Below are 18,534 nucleotides of genomic sequence, written 5' to 3'. Positions count from 1 at the left end.
TCAGTTACGGGGTGGTGCACAGGGCGCCGGTGGAACCCGGATCCCTGGTGACGTATGAGCAGGCATGGCTTTTCAAGAGGCGGGCCGCCGCGGCGGCTTGACCCGCTTCGAGGGCTGCCATGATTGCGGCGTGTTCTTCCACCGAGTTGGGGAAGCCCACCTGGTCGTGGGCAGCGCCTAAGAGGGTGAGCATTTCGATTCCCAGGGCGTTCCAGGCCCGGGTGAGTGCATCGTTGCCGGCGCTTTCAACGATGTGGCGATGGAAGCGTGTGCTGTGGAAGCACAGCGCGATGAGGTCGCCGTTTTCCTGCGCGGCCCGCATTCCGTCCAGCGCGCTGGCCAAGTCCGTTGTCTTGCCCTTCAGATGACGTGCAGCGGAATGTCCGGCGATTTCCTCGAGGGCGGCCCGGACGGGGTGGGCCTGTCGCAGGTCCTCGCTGTCCAGTTCCCGAACGCGGCAGCCCTTATTGGGTTCGGACTCTACAAAGCCCATGCCCGCAAGGTCCCGCAGCGCCTCCCGCGCAGGTGTCTGGCTGGTGCCCAGGCTCCGGGCTATCTCCAGTTCTGTCAGGCGCTGGCCCGGGACGTAGGTCCCATCCACGATCCTGGCCGCGATGTGGTCGCGGACGCGGACGCGCAAGGGCGTGGCAACCAGGGGGCCGCCGGAAGAGGAGTCCGGATCCTTCACGGTGGACTCCCCCGCTGTCACTGTCATTTGTTGCTTACCTCCCTTAGATGAGCCTTACCAACCTAGATACTACATTATCGATAATGGATAATTGATTTGTGACTGAAGAAGAGATCGATCCCACGCTCACCGACCATGGTCCCGCGCCTTATGTCCTGGACATCGAGAGTGCTACGGAGGCCAACGATGACTACCGAAGGACAATCTGGACGGGCGGCCGGCTGCAGGTCACCGTCATGGCCATTGCCCCGGGGGACGACATCGGACTGGAAGTGCACCAGGACGTGGACCAGTTCCTGCGGGTGGAGAGCGGACAGGGCAAGGTCCAGATGGGTCCGGCAGCCGGGAACCTGATCCATGAATGGGACGCTCGGGACGGCGATGCGATCTTTGTTCCGGCCGGAACCTGGCACAACGTCACAGCCGTCGGCGCTGTCCCCCCTAAGCTCTACTCGATCTATTCACCACCGGAACACCCGCACGGCACTGTGCAGACCACAAAATCCGATCCCGAATAACTGACCACACATCGATCGGACGCCTGCGGCGGATCAACGTCCGACAATGCGGATCCCGATCCGAAAGGAACGCCAAGCTAATGCCTGAAAGAAGCATTTCCCGGCTGACGGCCGTGGCCGTGACCCTGGCTGTCGTCATGGACCTGCTGGATACCACCGTGGTCAATATCGCGGTGCCTACCCTTCAGGAGGAGTTCGACGCCGGCCCTGGGCCGGTCCAGTGGGTGATCACCTCCTATCTTTTGGCGATCGCGGTGTCACTGCCGATGAGTGGCTGGATCAGCCGCAGTCTGGGCCAGGGCCGGGCATTCCTGATCGCGCTGGGAATCTTCGGGATGGCCTCGGCCCTCACTGCCTTGGCATGGTCCCTGCCGGTCCTCATCGCGTTCCGGGCTCTACAGGGTCTCGGCGGAGGGTTGATCCTCCCGATCGGCATGGCCATGCTTTTCGCCGCGTTCCCCGCCGACCAGCGGGCGAAGGCCTCCGCGCTCATTTCGGTGCCGGCGGCCCTCGCCCCGGTCCTGGGCCCGCTGATCGGTGGGTGGTTTGTGCAGGACATCGGCTGGCGGTGGGTCTTCTGGCTTAACGTGCCCATCGCCCTCGCCGCCATTCTGACCGGCCTGCGTTTGCCGGCGCAACGGCCGGCCACCCCCGGTGCCCGGTTCGACGGCGTTGGCCTTGTACTTGTCTCGGCAGGCCTTGTGCTTTTGGTGCTGGGTCTTACCGGAGCCGAAAACGGATACCCCGCCGCTCTGCCCCTGATCGCCATCGCCACCGCAGTGCTGCTCCTGGCCGGATTCGCCGTGCGGCAGCTCCGCCGCGAAGATCCCCTGCTCAATGTCCGGCTGCTCGTCAATCGGGAGATCTGGAGCAGCAACCTCGCCTTCCTCCTGACCGCCCTGTCCTATGGGGCGCTACTGTTTCTGCTCCCGCTGTATCTCCAGGGCCACGGCGGGATGTCCCCGCTGGACAGCGGATTCATGACATCCCTGCATGCCGTCGGCATCCTGCTGGCCACCCCGGTCACCACGCGCCTTACCCGGCGCACGGGCCCGCGTGCGCCGCTGGCTGCAGGATTGGGTCTCATGGCAGCGGGAGCGGGGGCACTGTCACTGGCGGGCCAGGCAACGCCGGGGTGGCTGTCGGCAGCCGCGATTCTGGTTGCGGGTGCGGGTTTCGGCACAACCATCGTCCCGCTGCAGACGGCTACCGTCACCGGACTGCACGGTCCGGAGCTGGCCGACGGTTCGACAATCGTGAACATGGCCCGGCAGATCGGCATGGCGGTCGGCGTGGCCGCCGCCGCTGCTGCCCTCAATGCCTTGAACAGCACCAACGGCCCCGGTTCCGGATATGCCGGCGCGTTTCTCCTCGCCGCGGCCCTGGCAGCGCTGGCCATTGTCCCCAGCCTGGCCTTCAGGGACCCCAAGCCCGCACCGCGAGATCCAGAACATGCCCCGAAACGGCCTGAACGGACGGGCGCCACGAGAGCATCATGAAAGACTGGGGAAATGGCGGTATCAGCAGCATTTGAGAACGAGAGCCTCTCGGAAAAGGTCAAGCGCACCATCGTGGACAGGGTCGTTGACGGCACCTACCCTCCCGGTATGCGCCTCGTGGAGCTCCAGCTCGCCAAAGAATTCGGCGTCAGCCAAGCGCCGGTCCGCGAGGCCCTGCGGGAGCTGTCCTCCACACGGCTGGTCGAAAACATCCCCCGCCGCGGAACCTTCGTCCGGTCCGCCTCCCAGGATGACCTCGCCGAAGTCTACTTCGTCCGCCTCGCGCTCGAGGGAACCGCCGCCGCCGCCGCATATCCGGCACTGCACGCCGACCCTTCGCCCCTGCGCAATGCGTTGGCGGGTATGCGTGAGGCCGCGGCGACGAATGACGCCCACGGCATCGCCAAGTACAGTACCGACTTCCACCGGGCTGTTGTGGTTGCGACCGGGAACCGGCTGATGCTGGAGATCTGGGATTCCCTGTATGTTGAGGCCCGCACCATGGCCACCGTCGTGCGCGGCCACGTCGACCTGCACGCAGCGGCCGAAGCCCACGTCCCGATCCTGGAAGCCTTCGAGAGCGGCACGCCGGACCTCTGCACCAAGCTCGTCATCGAACACCAGCACGAGTACTCCATCCTCCCCCAGGAATAGGCCCTTCATCCTCCCCCAGGAATAGGCCCTTCATCCTCCCCCGGAAGGGCCCGCACCCCTTCCAAAAGAAATTATCGATAATCGCTTGTGATGCCAGTCACGGTCGTGTAGAGTCAGCTCATCAATTATCGATAATCGATTCGAAGGGGAATCACTTTGAAACTCGTTACGTTCCGCCACAACGGCACCCAGCAGACCGGCGTCCTCAACACCGACGCCACCACGGTGACTGCAGTACCGGGCGGGCAGGACCTGCTCTCACTCATCGACAACTGGGACAGCGCAGCTGCCCAGCTCGCCGCCGTGACCGGGGAAGCAGTCCCCGCGACCGACGTCGAGCTGCTGGCCCCCATCCCGCTCCCCCGCCGCAACATCTTCTGCGTGGGCCGCAACTACGTCGAACACGCCAAGGAATTCGCCAACTCCGGCTACGACGCAACCGCAAGCGCCACACCCCAGCCGGAATACCCGGTGGTGTTCACCAAGGCACCCTCCACGGTCATCGGCACCGGCGCGGAGGTTGACCCGCACACCGGCGTCACCTCCGAACTGGACTACGAAGCCGAGCTCGGTGTCATCATCGGCGCGGGCGGCCGGGGCATCAGCAAGGCGGATGCGCTGGACCACGTCTGGGGTTACACGATCATCAACGACGTTACCGCCCGTGACCTGCAGAAAGACCACAAGCAGTGGTTCCTGGGCAAGAGCCTCGACACCCACTGCCCCATGGGGCCCTGGGCCGTAACCCGCGATGAAGTCGGCGACGGGCCCCTGGACCTGCTCTGCACCGTCAACGGCGAAACCCGCCAGAAGGCCACGACAGCGGACCTGATCTTCGACATCCCCACCATCATCGAAACAATCAGCGCCGGCATCACCCTCCAGCCCGGCGACATCATCGCAACCGGCACCCCGGTCGGCGTCGGCATCGGCTTCACCCCGCCGCGCTTCCTGACCAGCGGAGACGTCGTCGAGATCACCATCAGCAAGCTCGGCACCCTGCGGAACCGGATCGGAGAAGGCCGATGAGCACCGCGACCATCCCCGCAGGACTGACAGCCGTCGGAACCCAACACCTCTTCGTCGAAACCACAGGCACCGGAGAGGATGTTGTCCTGGTCCACGGACTGGGCGGCACCACCAGCTTCTACGAACCCCTCGTCGCCTCACTTGCCGAACGCTTCCGCGTCACCCGCTACGACTTCGCCGGACACGGCCGCTCGCCCCGGGTGGGGGAACTTAGCCTGGAATCCCTGGCCGCCGAATTGGCCCTGGTCATCGAATCCCAGACCACGACAGGCCGCGCCCACCTTGTTGCCCACTCGATGGGAACCCTCATCGTCCAGCAGCTGGCCTCAACACGTCCTGACCTGGTCCGGGAAATCGTCCTGCTCGGCCCGGTCCGCAAACAGGCCCAGGCAGCCAAGGAAGCCACCCGGGCACGCGCGGCCCTCGTCCGCGAAAAGGGCATGGCCGCGGTGGCCGACACCGTCGCGACCGCCGCCACGGCCGATCATGCAGCGATCGGGAACCCGCTGGTGCGCCCCTTCGTCCGCGAACTGCTCCTGGGCCAGGACCCGGAAGCCTACGCGCAGGCCTGCGAAGCCCTGGCCTCAGCAACCAACCCGGACCTGGCCAGGATCCAGTCCAAGGTGCTGCTGCTGACCGGCAGCGAAGACAAAGTCAGCACACCGGAATCGAACGAGGCCATCGCAGGGGAGCTGGGCCAGGCCGAACTCCTGGTCGCCCCGGGCACCGGCCACTGGACGGTGCCGGAGGCGCCGGACTTCGTCACCGCCGCGGTCCTGGACTTCCTCACCGGTTCCACGCTCAAGCCGGAGACGAAGAAGACGTGTGCCTGCAGCAGCTCCAGCCCCGGCTGTCAGTCACGCCGCCAGCAGACCATCACCATGCAGATCCGCAAAGCCCCCTAACAACCGCACCACCGTCTCCAACTCAAGATAAGGACAACGAAGTCATGTCGAAAACCCTCTTCACCAACGTCAACATCCTCGACAGCACCGGCGCCCAGCCCTTCCTCGGCGAAGTGCTCGTCGTCGATGAGCGCATCACCGACGTCCGTCCCGGCACGGGCAACCTGCCCCGCGAAGGAGCCCGCGTCATCGACGGCCGCGGCCAGACCCTGATGTCGGGCCTGTGCGACGCACACACCCACTTCACCTGGAACGACGGCGACCTCAACAGCCTGGAAACCATGAACGTTGAGGAACACCTGCTGCACACCGTCGAGTCCGCCAAGTACTACATCGACTACGGCTACACCATGTGCTTCGGGGCGGCCAGCGCCAAAAAGCGCCTCGACGTCGTCGTGCGCGACGCCATCAACGCCGGCCGGATCCCCGGCCCCCGCTACCTGGCCAACGGCCAGGAAATCGCCACCACCGCAGGGGACCTCGTGCCCGGCATCACCCAGATCGCCGACGGCGTCGAGGAAATGCGCAAAGTGGTCCGGGAAACCATCGGGCTCGGCGTGGACCAGATCAAACTCAGCATCTCCGGTGAGGAAATCACCGGCACCAAGGCAGCCACCGACACCTACATCACCGAAGAAGAACTCCAGGTCGCCGTCGACGAAGCACACCGCCGGCACGTGCGCGTATGCACCCACGCCCGCAGCCGCGACTCCGTCCTCATCTCCCTGAAAACCGGCGTCGACATGATCTACCACGCCTCCTACATCGATGACGAAGGCATGGACCTGCTCGAGGCCGCCAAAGACCGCGTCTTCGTCGCCCCGGCCATCAACTGGCTGGTCGCAACCCTCCAGGACGCCGAAGCCTTCGGCTACTCCCACGAGGCAGCCGAACAGGCAGGCTACGCCCGCGAACTCGACATCGCTGTCAAAGCAATGCAGGAGATGCGCCGCCGCGGCATCCGCGTGCTGCCCGGCGGAGACTACGGCTTCGCCTGGACACCCCGGGGCACCTACGCCCGGGACCTGGACCACTTCGTGAAGCTCTTCGGCTACACCGAAATGGAAGCCATCATCGCTGCCACCGCCCTCGGCGGGGAACTCTTCGAAAAGCCCAACGAACTCGGCAAGGTCCTGCCCGGCTTCTACGCCGACATGATCCTCGTCGACGGCAACCCGCTCGAAGACATCACCATCCTGCAGGACATCAACAAAATCACCGCAGTGATGAAGAACGGCGAGTTCCACCGCGCACCGGTGGAACCCACGCCTGCGACTCCCGACAACGCGGACCCCGCCGACCTCGCCCTGACCCACCTCTAAACACTCCCCACGTAGTACGGCCCCGGCGTCCTTGCCGGGGCCGTACCACCAGATTCACCCGCACCCAAAAGAGCTAACACCCGCTCCGCGTTCTGCGCACTTCAGCGAAGCCTGCACATGCACACTCCCTCAGCTTTCCTTTTCAAAAAGACAATGACGCCATTTTGACCCTAAGGAACTACCCATGAAGCCCCTTGTCATCATCGGAATCACCGTCGGCATCCTCGCCGGGCTCTGGACCCAATTCAGCACACCCCTGGGCCTCATAACCTGGGTCGGATTCCTCTCCTGGGCATGCTTCTTCGCAGCCGGCGGAAAACGCGCCGCACTCCTCAAAACGATCCCTGCCAACCTCTCCGGAGTCCTCTGGGGCGCCATCATCGTCTGGGGAGCGCCGAACCTCCCCATCCCGGCGCGCTCGGCATCTCCGTCGCCATCGCAGCGTTCGCCATGTGCGTCCAGGCCCGCTGGAGCCTCCTGGGCTTCATCCCCGGAGCGTTTGCCGGATGCGCCGCCTACTTTGGCACCACCTTCGACGCGGCCGGCACCTGTCTGGCCTTGATCGTCGGCGCCTGCCTTGGGTGGCTCTCCGAATACACCGCGGGGCTCCTCACCACGGCTAAAAAGGACCAGGAACCCGTCCCGGTCGCGGACACGCAACCCGTCGCCTGAACCACAGCAAGCCTGCTCGACCCACCAATCCCTCTCAGGTGCCACGCCCAGCTCCCCGGCGGTCGGTGGCACCTGACCCCACCCCTGCCCGCCGCCACCTAAGGAACCGTGATGAACGCACCAACAGCCCATGCTGCGGCCGGGTCCTTCCCGATCGAACGCAGAACCTTCACCCCCCACCCGCCACAGTCCTACCGGCTCGATGACTGGTTCCATCTCCCGACAACAGCAACAGTGGAAATCCGCCGAAACGGCACATACGTCAGAACCGCACGCATCGAAGATGCCACCCCCGACTCCCGAATCCTCTGGCTCGCACCCGAAGGCGTCGACTCACGCATCCTCATCGACAAACTCGACGGATACGAAGTGTGGATTGACGCCGAGCAGCTCTACTACATCCAGCAACACCGTTAACCGAAGGAGGCAGCCATGACTATCGTTACCGAACGGCCCGGCACTCTCGATCCCACCCACGTGCGGGACACCATGTCCATGGTGCCCACCAGCGTCGCCGTCGTCGCCGGACAGTCTGAACTCACCAGTGACCGTGCCGCCATGATCGTCGGATCGTTCGTCTTTATCTCCCTGGACCCGTGCCTGGTCGGCTTCTTCATCGGCCACGAGTCTTCCAGCTGGCCACAACTCAACAAGGCCACCGTGCTGGGCATCAGCGCTCTTGCATCATCACAGGCGCAGTTCTGCCGCAAGCTGGGTAAAAAGGACGCGGACCGCTTCGATGACAGCTTCTGGATCCAAGGAGCATACGGAGCCCCACTAGTCGCAGGCGCAGTCGCGGCCTTGGAATGCCAAATCGAGAACGTCACGCCCATCGGGGACCACGCCTTTGTCCTGGCCAGGGTCCTGGGCCTCAACACCGGGAACGCCAAAGATCCCTTGGTCTTCCAAAACCATGAATTCGCGGGACTCCTCCCCCGCTAACGCCCTTTGCGTCCGCGCGCAGCAGCTTGGAATGCCTTCACCTCGCTCGCGCTAGGCCAGGGCACCGGACGCCGCCGGAGGGAAAGGCAGGGGCACGATGGTCCACACGATGGGACGCTCCCGCATGGGAGCACACCCCACCCTCACAGCGTCTCCTGGGTCGTCGGATGTCAGCGAAGCCGGGAGTCTTCGACCATCCGGGCGACGTGAAGGGTCAGGTATGTCACTTCTTCTTCGGTCAGGGGGGTGCCCAGCCGCAGCTCGAGTACTGCCTGCAGCTTGAGGGCGGTCGCGTACGCCTCCGGGTAGGCCTCGCGGATTGCTTTGCTGAGAGTGCTGGCCCCGTCGTCCAACTGTTGGCCTGTCTGTGCGCGCACGACGAAGTAGCGCAGGTGGGTGATGAACCGGGCCGCGTTGACCGTGTCCCGTTCAAAGGGGCGCCCATAGGCCTGTTCGAGGACGTTAAGTAGCTGCGTAAAAACACCCGTCATTTGATAGGTGAGGGAGAGGTCTCCTGTTGCGAAGCCGGCGTTTACTAGATGCAGGGCTATGGGCACAGCCTCTTCTTCGGGCAGTGTTTGCTCGGCGCGGGTGTTGACGAAATCAAGGACGCGCTGGGCTGTGCGCAGTTCGTCCGGGTAGAGGTGGGCTACTTCAGCCCGCAACGGGTATTCCAGGTGGATGCCTTGACGAAGCCGTTTGATGGCAAAACTGAGATGATCCGCCAGGGCTACAACAGTTGTGGAGCTCACAGGTGTAGTGTCTCGTCTTGCCATTTGCAGTGCTTGATCTGCCGGGGCGAGGTGCTCCGGGGGGATGGCCGCCACAAGAGCGCCGAAGTTGTCCGCGTTTCGACCATCCTCGGGCAGGAAAACGCGGACTACCTTGGCTTGATCCACCTGTGCACGGGGTTTGGTTTGAAATCCCAGCCCCCGCCCGGTGAGAATCACATCTCCCCGTTCGGCGTCACGGGCGAGGACGACGTTGTTGTTGAACACACGCAACACCTCCACGCCACCCTCCTCTCGTGATCGTTGAACGATTGTCTTCCGCAGCGAATGCCGGCGCCAGCTTGCTGACCGGCACCGGCATTGTCGCAGTGGCGCTAGTCTTCCAGGCTGGCACCGTTGGTGGCGATGACTTCCTTGTACCACCCATAGGACTTTTTCGGGTGGCGCTGCAGCGAGCCGCTGCCGTCGTTATCGCGGTCCACATAGATGAAGCCGTAGCGCTTGCTCATCTGTACTGTGGAGGCGCTGACCAGATCGATACAGCCCCACGAGGTGTACCCCAAGAGCTTGACCCCGTCCTCTACGGCCTTGCGGGCCTGGACCAGGCTGCGAGTCCGATTCGTTCAGCGCCGCGGTGGGTTCGTCCAGGATGAGGATCTTCACGGACTTGTTCAGCGCCTTGGCGATTTCCACCAGCTGCTGCTTGCCGACGCCGATTTCCTTGATGGGAGTGTCCGGGTCATCCCGGAGGCCCACCCGTGCCAGCAGGTCCAACGACCGCAGGCGCGCCTCGGCCCAGTCGATGACGCCCCGCTTGGTGGGCTCGTTGCCCAGGAAGATGTTCTCCATGATGGACAGTTCGGGTATCAGCGCCAGTTCCTGGTGGATGATCACGATGCCGGCGTATTCGCTGGCCCGGATGTCCCGGAACTGCTGGACCTGCCCCTGGTAGACGATATCGCCGTCGTAGCTGCCGTACGGGTACACACCGGAAAGGACCTTCATGAGGGTGGACTTGCCGGCCCCGTTCTCGCCGCAGACGGCATGATCTCGCCCGCCTTCACCCGCAGGTTAACGTTGGACAAGGCTTAAACGCCCGGGAACTCCTAGGTAATGGAACCCATCTCAAGGATGACCGGATCCGAATGCGCCGTCTGGCTCGTCATATTGCCCCAACCCTCAAATGCCATGACTTCTTGTCTTCTCGTTGTTCACAACTACTAAGGGAGTGCGAAACGTTGCTAACTCTAAATAAATGCTTCGATGAGCAATGCTCCGGAAAGGCCCGCTAAAGATAGCAGGGTCACCATGAGAGTCCACGTCTTGAATGTCTGGCTGACCGTGAGACCTAAAAACTCCTTCACCATCCAAAAACCAGGATCGTTCACATGGGACAAGAAGAGTGAGCCAGCACCGATTGCAATGACCAAAAGGGATAGTTCCGGTGATGAAAGACCGACAGCCAAAGGAGCCAAAATTCCGGAGGCGGTTACCGTTGCGACGGTTGCTGACCCGGTGGCAACGCGGACCAGAGCTGCGACCAACCATGAGAGCAATACGATGGAGATACCGCTGCCCAAGGCAGCTTTCGCCAACAGACTTCCAATTCCGGCATCAATGAGGATCTGCTTTAGGCCGCCGCCAGCACCGACAATGAGCAAGATTCCGGCTACAGAAACCAGCGCGTCGCTTGCGGACCTTCCTACATCACTTTGCCGCATGTTGCTCGCGCGGACGAAGAAGATCATTGCGTAGATCAAAGCAAAACCCAGAGCAATAGTAGGAGTTCCTATGAAATGAATCAAAGTTGAGAACAAATCAGTGGCGTTTGGGTCCAGCGATTCGTTCACGGCGCGAACAAGCATGCAAACGATAGGGAGAAGAATTCCTATTGTTGTCACGAGCGCGGACGGCCGCTTTCGGACAACGGCCGTTGAGAGCTGTGTCTGCTCCTTCAGTTCCAAGCCCACAGAATGACCACCGTGTTGACCAGCGAGAGGCCTGGATGAGTCATCATTATTGTTCGCTTGGAGAACGCCGCCACGGGCTTCTCCAGTGAACATTTCGGGAACTCGAACGTGCGGCATCCATCGTGCGGCAGCAAAGCTGAGCACGGGGCCGGCGAGCACCACGAGGGGCACCGCCAATGCTGCCCCGATGGCTAGACTCAGGCCGATGTTGGCGTTGAGCGTGGAGATGGCCACAAGCGGACCTGGATGCGGAGGGACAAGCCCATGCATCGCCGAGAGACCTGCTATCGCTGGCAGGGCAACCTTCAGCAGATGCACGCCGCTGCGGCGTGCCACCAGAAGAATGATCGGCATTAGAAGGACCAGACCGACTTCAAAAAACATCGGTAGGCCAACTACGGCGCCAATGACCGCCATAGTCCAAGGCAGCGACCGAAGCCCTGCTCGATGCAAGAGCGCGTCAACGATGGCGTCGGCACCGCCAGAATCGGCCAGGAGCTTACCAAAGATAGCGCCTATAGCGATGAGAACGCCGACGCCCGCCATTGTGGCCCCGAAACCATTTGTGAAGCTATCGACTGACTTTCCCGGTGCCAGGCCAGCGGCGATGCCGGCGCAGATGGCTGTGCCACTCAGGGCAAGAAAAGGATGTACTTTGAGCCACGAGATGAGGGCGATGATAAGCGCCACTGCGATGAGGGCGACCGTGATCAATTGCGCCGGACCACTTGCCGGCGGGACGTCAGCTGATCCGCCAGCCGTGGCGACTATTAGTGGAAACAAGATTTACCTCCGGTATATGGATTTGCATTCAGCTCAACTTTGAGCTGGTCATCGGAAATTTGCGGGTGCTGACGGGTTGGGACATAGAAATAAGGGATTCAATTCGAGTCAGCTGAGAGGCTAGGTTCCCTGGGCCGCCCAGGGTTAGCGTGGGAACTCTACGCAGCTACCTTTTCTAATCGGGTTTCCATCCTGCGAGGTGGTGAGCGGGGATCCTGTCCCTGTCGTATGTGATTTCTGCATAACCGTGCGGCTCAGGCTTGCCCTCGACGTCCAGGTTTACAAACACGATCTCTTCGATGGTGAGGATGCTTCGCCGGGTGATCATGTTTCTGACTTCCGCTCGCATAGTCAGTGAAGTCCGGCCAAATTTGCTTGCAGCTAGACCCATCTCGATGAGGTCCCCTTGCACGGCGGAGCTGACAAAGTTGATTTCTGAGATGTACTTAGTCACCGCCCGGCCATTGCCAAGCTGGAGAATGGCATAGATTGCCGCTTCCTCATCGATCCATTTGAGAAGACTTCCACCGAACAGGGTTCCGTTGGCATTCAGGTCTTCTGGGCGCACCCACTTTCGAGTGCGGAACGTTATATCGGAGGACTCCATTGTGAACCTTACTTCTGTGGTCTTGCATTCGTTCCAACGCGAGGATCAGTCGGGGGAGCCTTGGTCTAGTTGCCGGCTCGATTCCTGAGGACGATTGACGGTGACTTCGAAACGATCTGCTTGCTGGTGCACGCCATGTTTTGCAGCTTTGGCGAGGACGCAGGGCTGGTGATGCTATCTGAGGAGAACCAGCACCCTTTTCGCCAAACTGAAGATGGCTGCGAGAAACTATCGCGGAATAAGGGGTGCCTTGATTGGGCTTACACAGGCGCGACGTGCACCCAGACTTCGTACGAGGCGGACTTCTCGTACAGCCGCCTTTGGTCGGATGGGGGCTGAAGCCAGAGGATCATGCCGTCAGAACTGACAGCATCAACAATGCCGGCACAGCGGACCTGCCCGTCTTTCCGAATCTCGACCCTGGATCCCGTCAAACCGATCCAATCGTCGACATGGCGGGTATGGACCTTCGGCGGCCGACTCTCCTGAGATGGACAGTTGCATTTCACTGGCATAGTTACAACCACGTCTACTCTCTTAGGACTGGACGCAGCGTGATGGTGCTGCTGCGGTCCTTGATACAGGCTTTTCACGTCGTTTCCCAAAGCCCATTTCAGGGCGACGAAGTGGTAATGTCCCGGAATCTTCGGGGACGGGCCGCAAAAGGAGAGGCGGGCAGCTGGGCATGCGGCCTCGATGATGGGCAGGCGGTCTGACCCCGCCCAGGCGGATGGGGCCAGACCTCCTAGCAGTAAAAGAACCTGCCACGAGCATGGTAGCTAGACCTTGCCCAGCATCAGCGATGGGTCAGATGGATGGGGATCCAGCGGTCGAATTGTTACTGACATAAATTCCCTCAGCGGTAGGGAGCCCAACAGCGTCTGGAGTTCGGTTACGTCTTCGGCCTCCCACAGACCGATATTCCGCCATCCCGGCACTTGGGGGCGCCACAACCGAAGTAGATGCCCGGAGGCAGCGAGCTGGTCGGCCCGTCGTGCTTCTGCCGTTTTGAGCTCCTCGAGAACGCCAGAATCCATTCCAACTGGAGTTGTGAAAGATATTTCAACGAGGAACTCCACCGCTTTTACACCCCAATGGCGTGGCCAGCAGGCGCGCTGCTCACCAACGTCGTGGCTGCCGCGACTATCCTGCCGGTGGTCGGCAGCAGCGCATCCTGCAGTGCAGGCGCCGATGGCATACGCACATCCGGGGTACCCACCCGCTGGACTGGAGCGCTGAGTTTCTCGAAGTGCAGTTCTGTAATCCTTGCGGCGACTTCAGCACCAAAGCCCCCACTGGTGTGGGCCTCATGGACGACAAGGATGCGTCCAGCAGAAGCAGTGACTGCGCGAGCAATGGCATCCAGGTCCAATGGCCGCAACCATCGAAGGTCGAGAACCCCGGCGGAAATCCCGTCTCGTTCCAATTCCTTTGCGGCTTCCAACGCCAAGGAAAGTGTGCTGCCCCACGTGATGATTGTGAGATCCTTGCCGTCGCGGTGGTGACGGGCGCCCTCCGCACGTTCAACTACCCCACCAAAGTCCACCGGAGTGGAGACCTGGTACAGCGCACGGTTCTCGAGGAGGATGGTTGGGTCTGGGTCTGCAATGGCCGCTCGTGTCATGTTGTATGCATCCTGCGGTGTTGCCGGCAGACCTACCTTGATACCCGGGATGTGGGCCAGGATCGCCTCTATGCTCTGGGAGTGTTGGGCACACGATCCCGGCGTGACGCCCTGCTGCATCCGAATGGTCAAGGGGGCATGGATGGCTGAACGGTTTATGTACCTGACGTTCGAAGCCTGGTTGATGATCTGGTCCAGAGCAACGAATACGAAATCAGCCCACATGATTTCCGTAACCGTCCGTACGCCCTCCATGCCGGCCCCAACGGCAGAACCGAGAATTGCGGACTCGGAGATGGGGGTGTCGAAGACGCGCTCTTCGCCATACTTCTTCTGAAGACCGCGGGAGACGCCGAAGATGCCGCCTGCAAACCCAACATCCTCTCCGTAGACCAGAAGGTCCGGCCTGCTGTCCAGTTCATCCGCGAGTGCCTGGTTGACCGCTCGCTGGTATGTGAGCTCTTTAGTCTGGGTGTGCTTGGCATTGGCATCGAGTTCTACGGCGGACCCGTAGAGGTGATCCTGTGCAGTTGCCGGGTTTGGAGCTGGCATGGCCAAGACGCTTTGCACAATTTCCTCGATTTCGGCTGCGATTTCGGCGTCAATTGCCGCGACCGCGTCCACATTCAGCCCGCCGCTGGAACGGAGGCGGGTGAGCGGCTCGGTGTCGATAGCGTTCTGCTTGTCGGCCTTAGGGCGGTAGTGTTCGATGTCCCGGTTGTAGTGCCCGCTCAACCTGACGGTTTTGCACTCGAGCAATACTGGGCCCTCGCCGCGCCTGCAGGTTTCTGCTGCTGCTGCGACTGCGTCGCGAACAGCGAACGGGTCGCCACCGTCTACGACGTGACTTTCAATGCCCAGGCCTTCTCCCCGCATGGCGAGATCGGGGCCCCGGGTTGTTCTGTCCTGCGGTGTCATCTCGGCCCAGCCGTTGTTTTCGCAGATAAAGATAACGGGAAGATTATTCGCAGCCGCGAAGATCATGCCTTCGGTGGTTGCGCCCTGGTTCATGGCACCGTCGCCAAAGGTGGTGACAACGACGCGGTCGGAGCCTTGAGTTTTGGCTGCAAGGGCGACGCCGGAGGCAATGGGGGATCCGGCACCCACGATGGAATTTTCCCCAAGGAAACCTACTGCCGGGTCGCTGAGCAGGGGAGAACCGGCACGGCCCCCATTAACTCCGCCTTCCCGCTGTGCGATTTCGGCGAGAACCCCGGTAGGACTGCTGCCGCGAGCGATCGCCCACCCATGTCCTCTATAGGTAGCAAGAACGCGGTCGGCCGGCCCGAGCGCCGCCAAGGCTCCAACAGGAATGGCTTCCTGGCCGAGGCACAGGTGCACTGAGCCTGCTACGTGGCCGTCAAGCGACAACGCCAGTACACGCTCTTCGAACGCGCGAATGAGCGCCATCCGCCGGTAGGCCTCAAGGGGTGTCAATTCGCTGGAAATGGTCATTTTTCCTCACTTCGTGTTTACTAACCGGACTGCGGAGTGCCGACGGTCTGGCCCATGCCCAGGCCACTCGAGGACCCCGGAATCGACGCGGTGCGGCAGATAAGGGAGATTTTCACGGCAGAGCCTCCTGCCCTGAGGGGAGTGCGCGGAGGTGCCGTCATCAGCTTGAAGTTCCCGAGACCTTCATCCCGGCTGACACGGATGCAGCGCCCGCGCGGGTCCTGGGGATGGGAGCAACGTCCCATCTGCAGGACGCGAAGTCCCCAAGCCGAAAGACATCGCATCGCCGCGCGCTCGTCTCTCACAGGGCCCTGATTCCATCCGACTTCGATGTCGTTCACCTTAGGAAGTCTGACAGGGACGCATCTACATTGTCAATATATTGAATCTTTTCAAGATAGCTATAAAAACTGCGCCTGGTACATTGATGCCGCCGCTGCGCTATGGCCATATGAAAGACATTTCATATATTTACACTTTCGGGCGCGGTCGGCTATCCTTGCTGAAGTTCGAAGTCCGCCTGATTGACTGCCGCCCCAAAGCCGTGGAGGTTCCCTTATGCCCAGTATGTCTGCCATCGTGAAGCTCAGCCCGGGCAGGGGCGCTATGTTCCTGACAGAGGTCGAACGGCCCACTCCAGGACCAGGTCAGGTTGTCGTTGAGGTCTATGGTGCCGGACTCTGCGGTACTGACCTGCACATCATGGACGGCGAGTGGCCTACTAACCCACCCGTCGTGCTTGGGCACGAAGTTGCCGGCATTGTCCGCCAGCTTGGTCCAGGCGTGGACGAAGCCTGGCGGGATTCCCCTGTCGCCCTTGAAAGTTTCTTTTCCACATGCGGGCACTGCCCATCCTGCCTGTCCGGTCACCGCAATCTATGTCCAGAGCGGGTCTCCATCGGCAGCCATGTCAACGGGGGCTTTGCTTCAGAAGTGCTCGTCCCCGTCCGAAACCTGCACCGCCTTCCGGACGGGATGGACCTGCACCATGCGGCACTGCTGGAACCGCTGGGGTCCGTGGCGAACTGCCTGTTGGATCCGCCCATCATCAACCCCGGCGATTCCGTTCTTGTCACGGGGCCCGGCACGATGGGGATTCTCGCGGCTCAGATCGCACAGTCATCGGGAGCCCAAGTAACCGTCGTCGGTACTGCCCGAGATGCCCAACGGCTGCATATCGCCAACTCCCTTGGCTTGGCCACGGCTACCGACGAAAGCTATACGCCAGGGACACGCCCGGCCGACGTCGTTATCGAATGCTCCGGCCACCCTTCAGGTGCTGCTCTGTGCCTTGAAAACGTGGGACCCCGCGGAGCCTACGTTCAGGTGGGAGTATTCGGAAAGCCCGTGACTGTCCCACTGGACAAAGTGCTGATGAAGGAATTGACCATCACATCTGGTCTGGCCTCTCCGACCGCTGCCTGGCACCGAGCCATCGCACTGGTGACGAGCGGAAAAGTTTCCCTTGGGCCCCTCGTGACCGAAGTCGCCGGCCTGGGTGACTGGGAACGCATTTTCAAAGCCACCCGTGAGGGAGACGGGATGAAGTTCGTTTTTGATCCCCACCTGTAAGACTAAGTAACGACTAGCAGCTAAGAGGAGACCAGTGCGCATCCGTGCCATTGCCGACCTGAAAACAAGCCTCGGAGAAGGCCCGCTCTGGGACGCGGAGCAGCAGATGCTCTATTTCATTGACTCCGCCGACGGCCGGATTTTCCGATCCACAGCGGACGGTCGGCAAATCAAGGCATGGGATGTCCGCCAAAAGATCGGGTCCATGGCGCTCCGTGCGGACGGGCAGAGCGCAATCGTGGCTCTTCAGCAAGGACTGTACAGTTTCGACTTCAAACACGACCGGCTTGAGCTGCTCCACTCCCCCGAGTCCGATATTCCGTCCAACCGCTTCAACGACGGCAAGGTCGATTCCCGCGGCCGATTTGTCGTGGGGTCAATGGACACTAACGAAAAGGCCGGAACCGGAAAGTTGTACAGCCTTGACCCTGAGCTCACCCTCACCACCCTGGACTCGGGGATCGTCTGCTCAAACGGACCTTGCTGGAGCCCTGACGAAAAGACCTTTTACTTCACCGACTCATGGGGCAACGACATTTGGGCCTACGACTACGACCCGGAAACCGGGGCCGTATCGAACCGTAGGAGCTTTGTCGGCATGGACAAATCAGACGGTGGAGTCGCGGACGGCATGACGGTCGACGCCGAAGGCTATCTGTGGGAAGCGCATGTCTTCGGAGGCAAACTCAACCGCTACGCACCAGACGGATCGCTGGACCGCACGGTCGCCATGCCGGTCAAGAAGGTCACCAGCGTCATGTTTGGTGGCCCCAATCTCGACATTCTGTACGTGACGAGCATGGGCCGGCCACCCCTGCCTGGGCTGCCCGACGACGGCCCGATGCGAGGCGCCGTTTTCGCTATTGAGGGCCTCGGCGTTAAAGGCCTGCCCGCACATCGTTTCGGTTCCTGATTCATAAGTGGACGACGATTAACGGTAACGCGGGCAAGAACTGAGAGTGCCGGTCGCAAATTGCTCTTAGGGCAATCTGGCAGAGCTGATAAGGCGGAGGATGTCTCGGGAGCGCTTCGAAGAACCCTGCACGTGCTCATTATGATCAGCCGGAGAAACAGCGGATGGGACTTATCGAACCGCGCTGCCGGATCGTGAGAGTCAGCCGTACATTGGTGCGTCATGTTCAGCTGGCGGCTCGGCCACTCAAGGGAAATCTGTTCGCCGATTCCACCCCGGCTTCGCCAAAAGTATCCCGGGAAGCGGCATTCGGGTGCGCGACAACCGGTGCCCTCCGCCCATCAAGCCTGTCGTAGTCGCCGGGCTACCGCCTCAGCACTCTGGTCCGAACGCTCGGATCTTGTGTTTTGGGCGGGATTCTATGCAAACGCGCTTTAATTCGATGGAGCAAAGGCCCTAGCGCTGCCGATGCCGCAGTCTTGAGGCCATTTAGGGAACGCAAAAAGGAGATCGGCGAGGGCGCACCCGCACCGATCTCCTTCTACGTCAGCTGAGGCAGCGGCTCGGCTTCATTCAAGCCGTTAGCTGCGGATCCGCGTACCTTGGGCCGCTTTTTTCTTCAATGGTGCCCCCGCCTGCCGCTGATGCCT

General features: G+C 61.6%; 17 protein-coding genes and 3 pseudogenes. 12 read left to right on the top strand and 8 right to left on the bottom strand.

Annotation, left to right across the window (positions count from 1 at the left end; all coding sequences use genetic code 11):
* Window positions 1-4: 4 nt before the first annotated feature.
* The gene (locus QRM95_RS00100) at window positions 5-715 is read right to left on the bottom strand and encodes a GntR family transcriptional regulator (protein WP_285245904.1); all 711 of its coding nucleotides are present in this window, start codon (window positions 713-715) and stop codon (window positions 5-7) included.
* A 71-nt stretch (window positions 716-786) separates the two neighbouring features.
* Here QRM95_RS00100 and QRM95_RS00095 point away from each other — a divergent pair, with 71 nt between their 5' ends.
* From QRM95_RS00095 to QRM95_RS00050, 10 genes and pseudogenes are all read left to right on the top strand, one after another.
* On the top strand, window positions 787-1,206 hold the full coding sequence (locus QRM95_RS00095) for a cupin domain-containing protein (protein WP_018763832.1): 420 nt from the start codon (window positions 787-789) through the stop codon (window positions 1,204-1,206).
* Between the two features lie 80 nt (window positions 1,207-1,286).
* A complete protein-coding gene (locus QRM95_RS00090) occupies window positions 1,287-2,705 on the top strand; it encodes a DHA2 family efflux MFS transporter permease subunit (RefSeq protein ID WP_285245903.1) in 1,419 nt (472 codons plus the stop codon).
* 12 nt (window positions 2,706-2,717) lie between these two features.
* Window positions 2,718-3,359, top strand: a complete 642-nt coding sequence (locus tag QRM95_RS00085) for a GntR family transcriptional regulator (RefSeq protein WP_285245902.1) — start codon at window positions 2,718-2,720, stop codon at window positions 3,357-3,359.
* Window positions 3,360-3,515: 156 nt separating this feature from the next.
* Window positions 3,516-4,388 carry a fumarylacetoacetate hydrolase family protein gene (locus tag QRM95_RS00080; RefSeq protein ID WP_285245901.1) on the top strand — a complete coding sequence of 291 codons (873 nt, stop codon included), beginning with the start codon at window positions 3,516-3,518 and terminating at the stop codon, window positions 4,386-4,388.
* Window positions 4,385-5,293, top strand: a complete 909-nt coding sequence (locus tag QRM95_RS00075) for an alpha/beta fold hydrolase (protein WP_285245900.1) — start codon at window positions 4,385-4,387, stop codon at window positions 5,291-5,293. Before QRM95_RS00080 ends, QRM95_RS00075 begins: the two co-directional genes overlap by 4 nt.
* Window positions 5,294-5,337: 44 nt before the next feature.
* Window positions 5,338-6,615, top strand: a complete 1,278-nt coding sequence (locus QRM95_RS00070) for a metal-dependent hydrolase family protein (RefSeq protein WP_285245899.1) — start codon at window positions 5,338-5,340, stop codon at window positions 6,613-6,615.
* A 184-nt stretch (window positions 6,616-6,799) separates the two neighbouring features.
* Window positions 6,800-6,961 (top strand): annotated as a pseudogene (locus QRM95_RS00065) (DUF1097 domain-containing protein); the annotation flags it as partial.
* 104 nt (window positions 6,962-7,065) lie between these two features.
* Window positions 7,066-7,287, top strand: a complete 222-nt coding sequence (locus QRM95_RS00060) for a DUF1097 domain-containing protein (RefSeq protein WP_285245898.1) — start codon at window positions 7,066-7,068, stop codon at window positions 7,285-7,287.
* 111 nt (window positions 7,288-7,398) lie between these two features.
* A complete protein-coding gene (locus tag QRM95_RS00055) occupies window positions 7,399-7,704 on the top strand; it encodes a hypothetical protein (protein WP_285245897.1) in 306 nt (101 codons plus the stop codon).
* A gap of 15 nt (window positions 7,705-7,719) precedes the next feature.
* Complete coding sequence (locus QRM95_RS00050; RefSeq protein ID WP_285245896.1) at window positions 7,720-8,229, top strand: flavin reductase family protein; 510 nt, start codon at window positions 7,720-7,722, stop codon at window positions 8,227-8,229.
* Window positions 8,230-8,399: 170 nt separating this feature from the next.
* On the opposite strand, the gene QRM95_RS00045 is transcribed toward QRM95_RS00050, so the two are convergent.
* The 7 genes and pseudogenes from QRM95_RS00045 to QRM95_RS00015 form a co-directional block, all read right to left on the bottom strand.
* Complete coding sequence (locus QRM95_RS00045) at window positions 8,400-8,981, bottom strand: BglG family transcription antiterminator (RefSeq protein ID WP_285246326.1); 582 nt, start codon at window positions 8,979-8,981, stop codon at window positions 8,400-8,402.
* Window positions 8,982-9,334: 353 nt separating this feature from the next.
* Window positions 9,335-9,553 (bottom strand): annotated as a pseudogene (locus tag QRM95_RS00040) (family 1 glycosylhydrolase); the annotation flags it as partial.
* Between the two features lie 13 nt (window positions 9,554-9,566).
* Window positions 9,567-10,126: pseudogene (locus tag QRM95_RS00035) on the bottom strand (ATP-binding cassette domain-containing protein); the annotation flags it as partial.
* A gap of 81 nt (window positions 10,127-10,207) precedes the next feature.
* The gene (locus tag QRM95_RS00030) at window positions 10,208-11,644 is read right to left on the bottom strand and encodes a GntP family permease (RefSeq protein WP_285245895.1); all 1,437 of its coding nucleotides are present in this window, start codon (window positions 11,642-11,644) and stop codon (window positions 10,208-10,210) included.
* A 244-nt stretch (window positions 11,645-11,888) separates the two neighbouring features.
* The gene (locus tag QRM95_RS00025; RefSeq protein ID WP_285245894.1) at window positions 11,889-12,320 is read right to left on the bottom strand and encodes an acyl-CoA thioesterase; all 432 of its coding nucleotides are present in this window, start codon (window positions 12,318-12,320) and stop codon (window positions 11,889-11,891) included.
* A gap of 779 nt (window positions 12,321-13,099) precedes the next feature.
* A complete protein-coding gene (locus tag QRM95_RS00020) occupies window positions 13,100-13,399 on the bottom strand; it encodes a muconolactone Delta-isomerase (protein WP_285245893.1) in 300 nt (99 codons plus the stop codon).
* Window positions 13,400-13,404: 5 nt separating this feature from the next.
* Complete coding sequence (locus tag QRM95_RS00015; protein WP_285245892.1) at window positions 13,405-15,399, bottom strand: alpha-ketoacid dehydrogenase subunit alpha/beta; 1,995 nt, start codon at window positions 15,397-15,399, stop codon at window positions 13,405-13,407.
* Window positions 15,400-15,966: 567 nt separating this feature from the next.
* On the opposite strand from QRM95_RS00015, the gene QRM95_RS00010 reads away from it, so the two are divergent.
* The gene (locus tag QRM95_RS00010; RefSeq protein WP_285245891.1) at window positions 15,967-16,971 is read left to right on the top strand and encodes a zinc-dependent alcohol dehydrogenase; all 1,005 of its coding nucleotides are present in this window, start codon (window positions 15,967-15,969) and stop codon (window positions 16,969-16,971) included.
* A gap of 34 nt (window positions 16,972-17,005) precedes the next feature.
* Window positions 17,006-17,884, top strand: coding sequence for an SMP-30/gluconolactonase/LRE family protein (locus QRM95_RS00005; RefSeq protein WP_285245890.1), 879 nt, complete (start codon window positions 17,006-17,008; stop codon window positions 17,882-17,884).
* Window positions 17,885-18,534 lie beyond the last annotated feature (650 nt).

The sequence above is a fragment of the Pseudarthrobacter sp. efr-133-R2A-89 genome (genome assembly GCF_030209315.1).
Lineage (GTDB): Bacteria > Actinomycetota > Actinomycetes > Actinomycetales > Micrococcaceae > Arthrobacter.
Note: the sequence above shows the minus strand (reverse complement) of the source record. Positions and strands in the feature narration are given on the sequence as shown.